This is a genomic window from Nocardia brasiliensis NBRC 14402, assembly GCF_000308475.2.
Lineage (GTDB): Bacteria > Actinomycetota > Actinomycetes > Mycobacteriales > Mycobacteriaceae > Nocardia > Nocardia brasiliensis.
This window is the reverse complement of record NZ_BAFT02000061.1, coordinates 33,193-47,276: the sequence shown is the minus strand read 5'-3', so window position 1 is coordinate 47,276 and position 14,084 is coordinate 33,193. Positions and strand designations below refer to the sequence as shown.

The 14,084-nt window shown below is 67.8% G+C and carries 11 protein-coding genes; 3 read left to right on the top strand and 8 right to left on the bottom strand.

The window, feature by feature from the left end; translation table 11 throughout:
* Nucleotides 1–25: 25 nt before the first annotated feature.
* The 3 genes from TY25_RS20430 to TY25_RS20420 all read left to right on the top strand — a co-directional run bounded on the left by TY25_RS20430 (nucleotide 26) and on the right by TY25_RS20420 (nucleotide 2,671).
* Nucleotides 26–586 carry a DoxX family protein gene (locus tag TY25_RS20430; RefSeq protein WP_042258473.1) on the top strand — a complete coding sequence of 187 codons (561 nt, stop codon included), beginning with the start codon at nucleotides 26–28 and terminating at the stop codon, nucleotides 584–586.
* Between the two features lie 141 nt (nucleotides 587–727).
* A complete protein-coding gene (locus tag TY25_RS20425; protein ID WP_042258471.1) occupies nucleotides 728–2,011 on the top strand; it encodes a hypothetical protein in 1,284 nt (427 codons plus the stop codon).
* 114 nt (nucleotides 2,012–2,125) lie between these two features.
* Nucleotides 2,126–2,671 carry a nitroreductase/quinone reductase family protein gene (locus TY25_RS20420; RefSeq protein WP_042258470.1) on the top strand — a complete coding sequence of 182 codons (546 nt, stop codon included), beginning with the start codon at nucleotides 2,126–2,128 and terminating at the stop codon, nucleotides 2,669–2,671.
* Nucleotides 2,672–2,731: 60 nt separating this feature from the next.
* On the opposite strand, the gene TY25_RS20415 is transcribed toward TY25_RS20420, so the two are convergent.
* From TY25_RS20415 to TY25_RS20380, 8 genes are all read right to left on the bottom strand, one after another.
* Entirely contained in the window at nucleotides 2,732–3,334 is a 603-nt protein-coding gene (locus TY25_RS20415) for a hypothetical protein (RefSeq protein WP_042258469.1), read from the bottom strand.
* A 64-nt stretch (nucleotides 3,335–3,398) separates the two neighbouring features.
* Complete coding sequence (locus tag TY25_RS20410) at nucleotides 3,399–4,838, bottom strand: short-chain fatty acid transporter (protein ID WP_042258466.1); 1,440 nt, start codon at nucleotides 4,836–4,838, stop codon at nucleotides 3,399–3,401.
* Nucleotides 4,839–5,013: 175 nt separating this feature from the next.
* On the bottom strand, nucleotides 5,014–7,305 hold the full coding sequence (locus tag TY25_RS20405) for an ATP-binding cassette domain-containing protein (RefSeq protein ID WP_042258463.1): 2,292 nt from the start codon (nucleotides 7,303–7,305) through the stop codon (nucleotides 5,014–5,016).
* A gap of 44 nt (nucleotides 7,306–7,349) precedes the next feature.
* Nucleotides 7,350–9,212: an asparagine synthase (glutamine-hydrolyzing) gene (gene asnB, locus TY25_RS20400; RefSeq protein WP_042258462.1), complete on the bottom strand. Its 1,863-nt coding sequence runs from the start codon at nucleotides 9,210–9,212 to the stop codon at nucleotides 7,350–7,352.
* Between the two features lie 28 nt (nucleotides 9,213–9,240).
* Complete coding sequence (locus TY25_RS20395) at nucleotides 9,241–10,728, bottom strand: aldehyde dehydrogenase family protein (RefSeq protein WP_042258460.1); 1,488 nt, start codon at nucleotides 10,726–10,728, stop codon at nucleotides 9,241–9,243.
* 19 nt (nucleotides 10,729–10,747) lie between these two features.
* On the bottom strand, nucleotides 10,748–11,803 hold the full coding sequence (locus TY25_RS20390; protein WP_042258459.1) for a zinc-dependent alcohol dehydrogenase family protein: 1,056 nt from the start codon (nucleotides 11,801–11,803) through the stop codon (nucleotides 10,748–10,750).
* Nucleotides 11,800–13,002, bottom strand: coding sequence for a cytochrome P450 (locus TY25_RS20385; protein ID WP_042258458.1), 1,203 nt, complete (start codon nucleotides 13,000–13,002; stop codon nucleotides 11,800–11,802). The genes TY25_RS20390 and TY25_RS20385 overlap by 4 nt, the downstream gene beginning before the upstream one ends.
* Nucleotides 12,999–14,063, bottom strand: coding sequence for a methyltransferase domain-containing protein (locus TY25_RS20380; protein ID WP_042258457.1), 1,065 nt, complete (start codon nucleotides 14,061–14,063; stop codon nucleotides 12,999–13,001). The genes TY25_RS20385 and TY25_RS20380 overlap by 4 nt, the downstream gene beginning before the upstream one ends.
* Nucleotides 14,064–14,084 lie beyond the last annotated feature (21 nt).

Genomic DNA, 14,084 nt, shown 5'->3' with positions numbered 1-14,084 from the left:
CTGCCCCCACCGAAAGGACCATCGAATGAGTTCCACCGCAACCTCCGCATCTACCGCATCCACGGTCGCGGCCCGTGTGGCGCCGGACCACGCCGCGACCCCGCACGCCTACGACGCGGGTCTGCTCCTGCTGCGCATCGCGGTCGGGCTGACCATGGCCGCGCACGGCGCGCAGAAGCTGTTCGGCTGGTTCGGTGGTGGTGGGCTGGACGGGACCGGAAAGTTCTTCTCCAGCAACGGCTATCCCGCCGGGGAAGCCATGGCGTTCGTCGCGGGTGTGACCGAGACGTTCGGCGGTCTCGCGCTCGCCGTCGGCCTGCTCACCCCGCTGGCCGGCGCGGCCGTGGTCGGCACCCTGCTGAACGCCATCGCGGTCAAGGGCACCGGCGCCTTCTTCGCCCCCAAGGGCATCGAATACGAACTGATCCTCACCGCGGCCGCCGCCACCCTCACCCTGACCGGCCCCGGCCGCTACGCGCTCGACCGCTTCGTCCCCGTCCTGCGCAACCACCGGCTGAACTACGGCCTCGCCGCCATCGTCCTCGCCCTCCTCGCCGCCGGGGCGGTCCTCGTCGTGCGCACCTAGGGCCGAACCGCCGCTGCCGCACGGTAAGGCAGTTCGCCGGCTCGGCGTCCGCTGAACCGCACAGTGGCAGTCCGTGACTTCTGCACGAAATCTCCACAAGCGCAACAGCGCAAGTGTCGCGCGGTCCGCTACCGTGGCTTCGTGTCCACCCCGCAGTCCTGGCGGCGTTTCGGCGGAAGCCATACGGCCTGGATCGTCTTCGCTGTCGCCGCCCTGACCGGTCTGTTCGTGCTGTTGTCGGTGACGTTCGCCGACGCCTGCTACTACCTGGAGTGCCGGAACACGTTGGCGCCCTTCTCCTTTTCGCTGGGGATGATCGTCGCCGGTGTCGGACTCTCATTGATCGTGGGCGCGGTGCTGCTCTACCGCACCGGGCGTCGCGGTCGGCCGCGGTTCAAGTGGTCGGTGATCGCGTTGGCCGGCGTCTTCGTGTCTTCCTGCGGCGGTTGGCAACTCATGACCGTCGCGCCCTTCGATGACCGACCGGCGCTGACCCGGGAGGCGAGGGATATCGCGACTGTGCTCGGCCGTATGCCGGGAGTTCATCAGGTGTCGACCGAGATCGGCGGTCTGTTCTCGGCGGTCGTCGTGCTGTCCGAAGAGGCGTCGGCGGCGCAGACCAGAGCGGTGATCGAGGCGTTCCGTGACCAGGTATGGGCCGCAACGGATTTCAATCAGTGGGAGACGGAGTTCGAAGTCCGTCGCTCGAAGTCGGGCAGCGCCTTCAGGGCTGGGAAGGACGGGTTCGTCGAAGCGCCGGACCGCGCCGGTCTGTGGTTCGCGTTGACCGAGGCCTTTCCCGGGGACGAGGTGAAATGGACCTACCGCACGTGGGCTCACTACGCCTACAGATCGAGCGACAAATTCGAGCGAATGGATATCGGGGTCGGCGATATTTCCTTGAAACTGTCGTCCGCGAACGATTTCCGCGCCGTGAGCGACACGTACCGGCGCTTGATGCGGGAGTTTCCCGCGCTGGCGGGGGCGCGCTGGCAGGTAGGTCCTGCGGCCGCCGGGAGCGGGTCGCTGTCCGTGGCCGGCAGATATCCGACCGAGCGCGAGTTCACCGTCTGGCAACGACTCAACGAAGACCGATCCATGCCGCACAGCGTGCTGATGGCTGCGGGCGCCGCCCTACCGGCACGGCCTCCGCGACCTCGGGTCACCGAGCAGCTCCACTCGCGGGATCTCGGCGACGCGAGACTGCTCGCAGAGCAGCATCTTCCGATCGTCGCGGAGCTGGGTTCGCCCGAGATCGACTACCTGGTCACCACCGACCCCGACGACTACTTCACCGCCGAAGGAATGCGACGCGTCTGCCTCGAACAAAGTCTGTCGATGACCGTCACCAATCGCGCGTATCCCGCGAACGACCCGCCTTGGTCTGCCGGGCAGGGCTTCTCGGTTCGGTATCGGCAGTGTTGACCGGCGGTGCGGCGTGAGCGAAGAGCCGCGGCCCGGCGGACCACCGGCTGCGGTTGCCGGACGGTGATCGGCGTTAGGACTGTAGGTGTCCTAAGGGGTCGGCATGCTCGAACCATGAGCGAAATCGAATCGACTGCGCCGCAGACTGATCAGGCGGCAATCACCGACTACGACGATCCGAACGCGCCGTGGAACCAGGCGTGGGACCCGGCGGGCAGCATCACCGACGGGAATGTGGATGTGATCGCCGAGTTCCGGGCGAACTCGGGCAAGGTGGGTGGCGCGTATGCGGGTGGGGATCTGATCCTGCTCACCACCACCGGCGCGAAAAGCGGCAAGCAGCATACGGTTCCGCTCGGCCCGGGGTATCGCGGCGACATCATGTACGTGAGTTCGTTCATGGAGGAGAGGTACCCGGCCTGGTGGCACAACATCAAGGCGAACCCGCAGGTCACCATCGAACTGCGGGACAAGACCTACCGGGGGACCGGCCGGGTGCTCGAAGGCGCGGACTACGACGAGTTCGCGGCCTGGGTGCTGGCCGACAACCCCCTGCTGGCGGACTTCCAGTCCAAGGTGGACCGTCCACTGCCGCTGGTCCTGCTGACCCTCGACGCCGAGATCGCTTGCCGGACAGGCGATCAGGAGGAACCGGCGTAATTGCCTGCTCGGCCGACGCCGTCGTCGATTTCCCCTGATCAGCTGACCTCCGGGCGGGGATCAGGATCCGCGGAGGCCGAGGGTGCGGAGCTCGAGGGTGGCGAGGGCGCGGACGGTGGCGTCGTCGCCGCGTCGCCAGGCGGTGACCACCTCGGGGTCGATGCGGTCGAGCCGGCGCAGTGGTTGGTGGGCGAGGGCGCGCAGGGCGAGGAGGTCTCGTCCGCCGGGGTCCGAGCGCAACCGAGTCGCGGTGGCGGCGCGGCGGATCCAGCGCAGCCGCAGCGGCAGCCAGACGAACAGGACCAGCCCGAGCGGAACGACGGACAGGCCGATGGCGAGGGCGAGCGCGAGATCGCCGACGAGGTCCTGCTGATCGTGGCCCGCCTCGGCGATCGTACGGGCCGCCGTGGCGGCTCGCTCGAACGGCGAGGTCAATTCGTCGCCCACCACGGGAACCCGGCCCACCTTGTCGCCGACGGTGTCGAGGTTGTCGGCCAGGCCCCCGCCCGCGCCTTCGAGTTTGCGCCCGGGCACGGCGAGGGCCAGCACCAGGTCGTGTAGCCACAGGGCGGCGCGGATGGTGCCGTACACCCACGCCGCCACGAGGAGATCGGTGACGAGCTGGCGCAGTGCGGTGGCCGGGCGGTCGGCGTAGATCCTCATGCCCTCAGAATCCACCGGACCGGCTGCTGATCAACGGCTTTCGGCTATTGCGGCCGAACCGATCTCACTTGCCGGCGGGGATGATCGGCGGGACGTAGTCGAACGTCATGCCGAGCAGCCAGACCAGCAGCAGCACCACCGGCAGGTGGAAGATGAACTGCAGGAACGTGAACCCGACGAGATCGCGCGCCCGCAGTTTCAGTACCGCGAGCAACGGCAGCATGAAGAACGGGTTGATCAGGTTCGGCAGCGCCTCGGCCACATTGTAGATCTGCACCGTCCAGCCGAGATTCATCTGCACATCGGTCGCCGACTGCATGACGTAAGGCGCTTCGACCAACCATTTTCCGCCGCCGGACGGGACGAAGATGCCGAGTACCACGGTGTAGATGGCGATCACGACGGCGAAGGTGCCACCGCCGCCGATGCTGGTGAAGAAGTCGGCCAGGTGCTCGGAGACGGTGATCCCGCCGCGCCCTTTCGCTTTGGTGAGGATCGCGGCCATCGCCGCGTAGAGCGGGAACTGCACCAGGATGCCCGCGGTGGCGGGCACGGCCAGGGTGACGGCTTGCAGGAATTTGCGCGGCGTCCCGTGTAGCACCAAGCCGAGCACGAGGAAGACGAGCAGGTAGCCGTTGAGGCTGCTCACCACGGTGAGCGCCGCCTTGGTGACGAACTGGGAGATCAACCAGCCCAACGTCATCAGCCCCGCGACGATCGGCAGGATACGGCTGTACTCGAGCCATTCGCCGGGCCGCGCCCGCGGGGCGACCTCGTCGGGCTGATCGTCGAGGTCGACCTCGAGTTCTTCGGCGGTCTTGATCGCCTCGCCCTTCGGCGCCGAGAAATGAGCGATGACCACGGTGATGGCCATGATGATCGCGCACATCAGCAACGACTGCCAGGTGAAGATCGTCATCCCGAAGTCCAGGACGCCGGTGATCCGCAGCAGGGCGGGCGGTAAGGAACCAGCCGTCGCCTGCAACTGCGCGGCCGAGGACGAGATGCCCAGTGCCCACACGGCACCCAGCCCCATGAAGGCCGCCGCGCCGAGCGCGCGATAGTCCACCCGCAGATCGGTGCGCCGGGCGATCGCGCGGGCCAGCAGGCCGCCGAACACCAGACTGAGTCCCCAGTTCAGGAAGGACACCGACATGCTCAGGAACGCAACGAAACTCACCGCGCCGGCCGCGGATCGCGGTACGGCGGCGAGGCGTTCGATGAGCCGCGCGACCGGTGGGGAAGTGGCCACCACGTAGCCGGTCAGCACGACCATGGCCATCTGCAGGGTGAACGCCGTGAGATCCCAGAAGCCGTCGCCGAACGCGGTCACCACGGCCTGCGGCGACGAGCCGTTCGCCAATGCCGCGACGGCCACGATGAATACACCGGCCAAGGCGACGACATAGGCGTCCGGAAACCATTTCTCCGTCCATTTCGCGAGTGACTGCGCGATTCGCGCTAGTCCCTTCTCGGAGCTGGTTTCGTCGATCGTGGCCGTCATGGAGCTGTCCCTCATCTTTCTACACACCACCCGTGTGCGCGCATGTGACGCACCACACACGGGCTCGGTTGGCCAGTATCGAGGCCCACCTGTCCGCAGACAATAAGGAATCACGCAGATCCAGTCTGCAAATATGCAGAAATCACCCCTGGTCAGGGGGAGGGGCGGGTCGGGGCTAGCGGTCGGCTCGCTCGAGGTCGGCGCGCAGATATTGCGCGGTCACGGATTCGTCGTCGCCGGTCAGGTCCCGGGGCGTGCCCTCGAAGAGGACCTTGCCGCCGTGCCGTCCGGCGTCGGGGCCGAGATCGATGACCCAGTCCGCGTGCTTGACGACCTCGAGGTCGTGTTCGACGACGATGACGGTGTTGCCGTCGTCCACCAGCTGATCGAAAAGGGTCAGCAGGCGGTCCACGTCGGACATGTGCAGGCCGGTGGTCGGCTCGTCGAAGACGAAGACCGTCCCGGTGTCCTGCAGGCGGTGGGCGAGCTTGAGCCGCTGCCGTTCCCCGCCGGACAGGGTCGAAAGCGGCTGGCCGAGTGTGAGATAGGCGAGTCCGACCTGATCGAGCAGGGCGAGCTTGCCGGTGACCTTGTCCTCGGTGAAGTAGTCGAGGCCCTCTTCCACGGTGAGCGCGAGCACCTCGGCGATGTTCTTGCCGCGCAAGGTCTTTTCCAGCGCCTCGGGCCGATACCGCAGGCCCTCGCACACCTCGCAGGTGACGGTCACCGGGTCCAGGTAGGCGAGGTCGGTCTGGATCACGCCGCGCCCCTGGCAGGCCGGGCACGCACCGGTGGAGTTGAAGCTGAACAGTCCGGGTTCGGCGTCGTTGGCCTTCGCGAACAGCGCGCGGACCGTGTCCATGATGTCGACATAGGTGGCCGGGGTCGACCGCGCGGAGATGCCGATGCCCGACTGGTCGACCATCACCGCGTCCGGATACTGCGCGGCGAAAGCTCCTGAGATGAGCGAACTCTTGCCGGATCCGGCCACGCCGGTGACCGCGGTGAGCACCCCGGTCGGGATCCGCACCGTCACGTTGCGCAAGTTGTTCAGCTTCGCTTTGCTGATGGTCAGGGCTCCGGTGGCCGTACGGACCTGCTCCTTCAATCCGGTGTGCGCGCACAGCCTGCGCCCGGTGAGCGTGTCGGAGGCGAGCAACTTGCGGAAGGTCCCCTCGAACACCACCTCGCCGCCGTGCGCGCCCGCGCCGGGGCCCATGTCGACGATGCGGTCGGCGACGCTCATCACGTCGGGATTGTGCTCCACGACGAGCACCGTGTTGCCGTTGTCGCGGAGCCGGCCCAGAAGTTCGTTGAGCCGGTGCACATCTCGGGGATGCAGCCCGACGCTGGGCTCGTCGAAGATGAAGGTGAGATCGCTGAGGCTGCTGCCGAGATGGCGCACCGTCTTGAGCCGCTGGCCTTCGCCGCCGGACAGGGTGGAGGTCTCGCGGCCGAGGCCGAGGTAGCCCAGCCCGATGGATTCGAGTCGTTCCAGCGCCGTGACAGCGGCCTGCACAACGGGTTTCGCGACCGGATCGTCGATCTTGCCCAGCTCGACGATCAGCTCGCTCACCTCCATCGCGGCGTAGTCGGCGATGTTCTTGCCCTTGATCTTCGAGGCGAGCGCCGCCTTGTTGAGCCGTGCGCCACCGCACACCTCGCAGGTGCGGGTCGTGACGACCTGTTCGACGTCCTTGCGCTCCTTGTCTTTCAGCGCGTCCAAGCCGTTGTCCAGGTAGCGGCGGTTGAACCGGACGACGATGCCCTCGTAGGTGTTGGAGTGGGTGACGTCGCGCCCTGGTCGCCGCACCTTGAACCCGCCGCCGTGCAGCAGCAGGTCCCATTCCTCGGAAGTGAAGTCCCGCAACGGTTTATCGGCATCGAAGAGGCCCGACTCCGCGTAGGTGGTCCACGGATATCCGCCGACCGCGAAGAGGGGAGAGGTGATCGCGCCGTCGTTGAGCGATTTGCTCTTGTCGAGCAGCAGGTCCAGGTCGAGCCGCGCGGTGCGGCCGAGCCCTTCGCATTCGGTGCACATGCCCTGCGGCACGTTGAACGAGTACGCGGTGGATTCGCCCGCGCTGGGCTTGCCGTGCCGGGAGAACAGCACGCGCAGCATCGGATTGATCTCGGTCATCGTGCCCACGGTCGAGCGGCTGTTGCCGCCGAGCTGACGCTGATCGACCACGATGGCGGTGGACAGGTGCGCCATGTTCTCCGCGTGTGGCCGCTCGTATTTGGGCAGCCGGTTGCGGATGAACCACGGGAAGGTCTCGTTGAGCTGCCGCTGGGACTCGACGGCGATCGTGCCGAACACCAGCGACGACTTTCCGGAACCCGACACGCCTGTGAAAACGGTCAGCTGCCCCTTCGGGATGCTCAGCGATACGTTCTTCAGGTTGTTCTGCCGGACTCCGGCCAGGGTGATGCTGTCGTTCGCTTGTCGTCCGCCTCGACCGGACATCTCCGACTCCCCTCAGCGTGACCAAACTAGTTTCCAAAAGGAAACTATACCAGGACGCGCACGTCGTAAGCGGTGAGCCACTCGTCGATGCGGATCGGTGTTTCGTTGAGTAGCCCTCTTTCCTGCATCGAAACAGGCTTGTCGACGGGCTGATCCAGATGCCGGTGGAGCGCATCCAGATCGAGCAGCGGCAGCGACGGTGAACTCGGCTCCGCGACGATCTTGCCGAGGACCTGCTTGATCGCCTTGTCGTAGCCCGCATCCTGGGTGGACGGATAGGGCGCTTTACGGCGTTGCACGATGGAGTCCGGCAGCAGATCCCGCGTCGCGGCGCGCAACAGACTCTTCTCCCGGCCGTCGAAGGTCTTCATCGACCACGGGGCGTTGAAGACGTACTCGACCAGGCGGTGGTCGCAGAACGGTACCCGCACCTCGATCCCGCTCGCCATGCTCAGCCGGTCCTTGCGGTCGAGCATGACCGGGAGGAACCGGGTGAGATTCAGGTAGCTCGCGGCCCGCATCCGGCGGTCGAGCCCGGTCTCGCCGGGCAGTTCCGGAACTTCCCGCAGGGCCGTGTGATATTGGTCCGCAATGTATTCGGTGAGGTTGAGCTGCGCCGTCAGATCGGGATCCAGGAAGGCCGTGGACTGTTCGGCGACGGAGCGCTCGCCGAGCGCGTGCCACGGGAACGTATCGGCCTGCACCGCACGCTGATCGTGGAACCAGAGGTAGCCGCCGAACACCTCGTCCGCCGATTCACCGGACAGGGCGACGGTCGATTCCTGCCGCACCGCGCGGAACAGCAGATAGAGCGATGGTCCGAGATCGCCGTCGCCGTAGGGGAGATCCCAGGCGCGCAACACCGCCGCTCGTGCGTTCGGCGACGCCAGATCCGCGTTGTCCAGCAGGATGATTCGATGATCGGTGCCGACGTGGCGGACCAGTTCCGCGGCGAACGGCGCGTCCGGCGCTTCGCGCAGCGGTTCCGGCTCGAAATTTTCCACCTGGCCGACGAAATCCACCGAGAAGCTGCGGATCCGGCCACCGCGGCCGGCGTCGAGCGTGCGCTGACCGAGGGCGGTCAGCGCGCTGGAATCCAGCCCGCCGGACAGTAGCGTGCACAGCGGAACGTCGGCGACCATCTGCCGGGAGACGATATCCCCCAACAGCTCTCGCACCTTGCCGACGCTGCTGGCCACATCGTCGGTGTGCGGCCAGGAGCGCAGCTCCCAGTACTTCTCCTCGGTCCGCCGGCCGTCCCGGAACCGGAGCACATGGCCGGGCCGCACCTCGTACATGCCTCGTAGCGGTGTCCGGCCGGGCACGCGGACGAACGACAGCACGTCGCGCAGCCCGTCGAAGGACAGTTCGGCGCGGCTTTCCGGATGGGCGAGCACGGCTTTCGGCTCGGATCCGAAGAGCAGGCCGTCGCCGGTGGGGTAGTAGAACAGCGGTTTGACGCCGAGCCGATCGCGGTACAGCAGCAGTTCTTCGGTGCGGCTGTCCCAGATCGCGAAGGCGAACATCCCGTTGAGCCGCCGCACGAAGCCCGTTCCCCATTCGAGGTAGGCGCGCAGCACGACTTCGGTATCGCTTCTGGTGCGGAAGCGATGGCCAAGTGTCAGGAGGTCGTCGCGCAGTTCGACGAAGTTGTACACCTCGCCGCTGTAACTCAGTACGGCCAACGGTGTTCCGTCGGAAAGTTTTTCCGGTGTGGCCATCGGCTGCTTGCCGCCCTCGAGGTCGATCACCGAGAGCCGCCGGTGCCCGAGGGCGCAGCGCGGGTGCAGCCACATGCCTTCGTCGTCGGGGCCACGGGCGGCCATGGTGTCGACCATGGCCTGTACTGTCCGGCCTGCGGCGGTGAGGTCACGGTCGAGCGCGACCCAGCCGGTGATTCCGCACATCGTTGGTCCTTTCGCTGCTGTCGACGGCTCAGGCGAGCGTCGCCCACACGGTTTTCGGCTCGAGATAGGCCTCGACGCCCGCGCGGCCCATCTCGCGGCCGACCCCGGAGGCCTTGACGCCGCCGAACGGGGCTGCCGGATCGCCCGGCGCCCAGGTGTTGAGGTAGACCGATCCGGCGCGCAGCCGGGCGGCGAGGGTGTGTGCCCGGCCGAGGTGCTGGGTCCAGATGCCCGCGGCCAGACCGTAATCCGTGTCGTTGGCCTGGCGCACCACCTCGTCTACGTGTTCGAACGGCGCGGCCACGAGCACCGGCCCGAAGATCTCCTCGCGGCAGATCCGCATCCGCGGGTCGACGTCGACGAAGAGCGCGGGCGCGACGAAGTAGCCGCCCTGGGGCGAAACCGGTGGCACGATACCGGCTTTCAGGGTCGCCCCCGCGGTGACGCCCTCCTGGAGATACCCGCGCACCCGGTGGTACTGCTCGGCCGAGATCACTGGCCCGAGTTCGGTGGCCGGGTCCAGTGCCGGACCCACCTGTGCCTTCTCGACCCGCGTCAACAGTCCCGCGACGACCTCGTCGAACACGCTCTCGTGGACGAAGAGCCGGGACGCGGCATTGCACGCCTGGCCGGTATTGAAGTAGATCCCGTTGAAGGCGCCGGCGATCGCCGCGTCGAGATCGGCGTCCGGCAGAATGATGTTCGGGCTCTTCCCGCCCAGTTCGAGCGTGACCGGCTTGAGCTGCGCGCCGGCCTTCGCGCCGATCTCGCGCCCCACCGCGGTGGAACCGGTGAACACGATCTTGTCGACGCCGGGATGCTCGACCAGCGCCGCGCCGGTGGTGCCGTCGCCGGTGAGCACATTGACCGTGCCGGGCGGAAACCCGGCCTCCGCGACGAGTTCGGCGAGGCGCAGCACGGTCAGCGGTGTCTGTTCGGCCGGTTTCACCACCACGGTGCATCCTGCGGCCAGGGCCGCGCCGATCTTCCACGCCGCCATCAGCAGCGAGAAGTTCCACGGGATGATCTGCGCGCACACGCCGACCGGCTCTTTGCGGGTGTAGCACAGCGTGTTCGGCACCGCGACCGGGATCGTCTCGCCCTCCAGCTTGGTCGGCCACCCCGCAAAGTAGCGGAATTGCGCTGCGGCGGCCGGGATGTCGAGCGCGCGGGTCACGCTGATCGGCTTGCCGCCGTCGAGGGCTTCGAGCTGGGCGAGTTGGTCGGCGTTGCCCTCGATGCGGTCGGCCAATCGAGTGAGGAGGGTGCCGCGATCCGCGGCCGACAGTGCGCCCCACGGCCCTTCGAGCGCGGCGCGCGCCGCCGTGACCGCCGCGGATACGTCGGCCGGTCCCGCGTGCGCGACCTGCGTGATCGGTGCGCCGGTGGACGGGTCGACGGTGCCGAAGGTCCGGCCGTCCGCGGCGGCGACGAACTCGCCGCCCAGATAGAGCAGGTGCGGCCCGGACAGGAAGTGCTGTGCCGCCGGACCCGGTGTGCTGGAAAAGGTTTCCACGGTGTCCTCCCGGTCCGGGTCAGAAGCGGTCGATGACGGTGATGCCGCTGGTGCTGAAATCGCTCATCGCGGCAAGGACATCCCCGGCCTGCTCGAGCGCTACGGTGCGCTGGACCAGGGATTGCGGGGTGAGGCGGCCGGACTCGACCAGGGTGAGCAGCCACGGGTAGCTGGTGTGCGGGTTGCCGTGCGAGCCGACGAGGGTCAGCTCGCCGAGGGTGACGGTGTCCACCGGGATCGCGATCTGCCCGGCGTCGTCGGCGCTGGTCAGCCCGACCTGCACGTGTCTGCCGCGTTTGCGCAGCGAGCGAAGGGAATTGACGACCGTGACGCGGGTGCCGAGGGCATCGATCGAGACGTGCGCGCCGCCGTCGGTGGCGGCCTGGACCGCTGCGGGCACGTCCGCCTCGACGCTCGCGTCGACGGTGGCGAGCGCGCCCTGCTCCGCGGCCAGCGCGAGTTTGGCGGCATCGATGTCCACGGCCACCACGCAAGCGCCTGCGGCAGTGGCGATCTGCACGGCGGCGAGTCCGACACCGCCGACACCGTGTACCGCGACCCATTCGCCGGGGCGTACCTGTCCCTGTCCGGTGACCGCGTGGAATGCCGTCATGAATCGGCAGCCGATCGCACTCGCCGCCACCGGGGTCAGCGTCTCGGGTACGCGCACACAGTTGAAATCTGCGTCCGGGATCGGCACGAACTCGGCATAGCCACCGTCGCACCAGAAGCCGAGCACCTGCATGGCGTCGCAGATATTGGCCTGTCCGGACCGGCACTGCGCGCAGGTGCCGCAGGCCAGATGGAACGGCACCGTGACGCGGTCGCCGAGGCGCACCGTGCGCACGTCGGCACCGACTGCCACGACCTCGCCGACCAGTTCGTGCCCGAGCGTGCGCGGCAGCGCCACCTGTCCGCCCATCCAACCCCAATCACCTTGCCACGCATGCCAATCGCTGCGGCAGACGCCGGTGGCGCGGACCGCGAGCACCACGCCGTCCGGTTCGGGGACGGGATCGGGCAGCTCGCGCACGACGAGCGGGGCGCCGTACTCGACTATCTGCGCCGCCCTCACGAGGTCGCCTCGCCGGAGATGCGGATGGGCAGCCGGTCCAGTCCGCGGGTGATGTTGTTCGGTGTGCGGGTGGGTTCGCCGGTCAGCTCGAGCGTGTCCGCCCGTTTGGCCAGCGCGCCGAACAGCGCGTGCGCCTCCATCGAGGCGAGCGCGCGGCCCGGGCAATTGTGCACCCCGAACCCGAATCCGACGGTGTCGGCCGGGTTTCGGCGCGCGTCGAAGCGGTCCGGCTCGGGATAGTGCCGTTCGTCGCGGTTCGCGGCGGCGAAGGAGACCACGACGCGGGCGCCTTCGGGGATGGTCACGCCGTCGACGTCGGTGTCGCCGGTGGTGACCCGGGAGAAGGACTGGATCGGGGTCTCCATCCGGACGCCTTCCAGGAACGCGCCGGGAATCAGTTTCGGATCCTGCCGGACGGCCGCCCACTGGTCCGGATTGCGGGCCAGCAGCCAGAGTGTGCTCGCCACGCCGGCGATGGTGGTGTCCAATCCGGCGCAGGCGTAGGCACTCATCGTCATCAGCGCCTCGTTCTCGGTGATCTCGCCGTGTTCTGCTGCCGCCCAGACGATTTGGCCGAAGCTGTCCGGCAGCAGTTTGTCGGGCGTGGCGTCGGTGACGAGGTACTGCATCAGCGCCTGCACGTCGGGGAAGGTCGAGGACTGCCGCGCACCGGGCGGCCCGAAGTAGTTGAACGCGCCGAGCGCCCAGATCAGGATCTTGTCGCGATACTCGTCGCGCGGGAAACCGATGAGGTCCATGACGATGTCCACCGGCAGCTTCGCCGCGAAATCGGTGACGCCGTCGAACTCGTCGCGGCGCAGCAGATCCTCGACCAGATCGTCGGCGAGCTGTTCGATGTCACCGGCGACCTTGCGAACGTACTTGGGGCGCAACGCATCATCGAGGACCTTGCGTACCGCCCGGTGCCGCGGCGGATCCATCGAGAGCAAGGAGCCGTCGGAAAGCTCGTTGGCGGTGGGATTCATCGCGATGCCCTGGGCGGAACTGAAACCCTCCCAATCGACCAGTGCCGCACGCACCTGGTCGTAACGGAACAGTCCGTAGAGGTCGTGCTCGCGCAGGTAGACGACCGGCCCCAGCTCGCGCAACGCGCGGAACTGCGGGTAGGGGTCGAGCAGCGCTTCGGTCGAGAACGGATCGAGGTCGGTGGCGGCGGCGCGGCTCGTGGTCTCGGTCACGGCTGCCCCGCTCCGGCGACCAAGTCGTAGAAGCACATGCGTGGCCCGGCGCTCGGACGCGTGTACATCCGGCGGCAGGTCAGGGTGGACTTCTCGAACACGTCGAACCAGGCGGAGCGGTCGCGCGGCAGGCCCTGTCCGGTCAGCACGTGGATCAGGAAGAAGTCGTCGTCGTTCTCGCGCCCGTCGTAGCGGATCTCCGGTTCGCCGACGAGCAGGATCTTCAACTGCGGGAACTTGGCCGAGATGTCGTCGAGCAGGTCGACGACGGCTTGTTCACCGTTGCGGAAATGCTCGTGCAGCGCGCTCATCATGCAGAGCCCGTCGGCCGCGAAGCACTCCTGCGGCCAGGTGCCGGGGGCGAACGCGTCCCCGACGACGAACCGCACGCGATCGGCTACGCCGCTCCGCCTGGCGTGCTCGTTGGCCACCTCGACAGCGTCGGCGTCGATATCGAGGCCGATACCGCGGAGCGTGGGGTCGCGCAGGCAGGCGTCCACCAGCAACTGCCCGCCGCCGCAACCGATGTCGAGGATGCGCGTCACCTCGCGCCCGCGCATGGCGCGCAGCAGGGTCGGGGTGTGGAAGGCGGAGAACGGCGTGTCGCAATGCGCGCCCAGCTTGCCGCCGTCGCGCACCACGTCTTTGCCGTACACCGCTGTGCCGGTGAGCAGATCGCCGATCCGGCTGGTGACCGCGCCGTACGCGTCCACGTAGACGCCGAGGCGGGCGAGGGAGACGTCGGTGGTGAGGAACTCGCCGAGACGGGTGAAAAAGTATTCCGCGCCGCGGGTTTCGAGGATGCCGCGCTGGACCAGGTAGCGCAGGAAGCCGGGCCCGATCTCCGGATCGATGCCCGCGAGCAGCACCTGCGGGGTCCGCTGAGGTCCGGTGCGCAGCCGCGCCAGCAAGGGGGTGTCGGCGAGGGCGCGCACCGCGTGGCACACGTGCATCGAGCTGATCATCTCGGGCAGGTCCGACAGGGTGAACGCCTGCCATTCCCGGCGCTGCGGTGCGTCGTCGAGTTCGACGATCTCCGGCCGGTATTGCGTGCTCGTCATGACTGTCATCTCTTTCTGAAT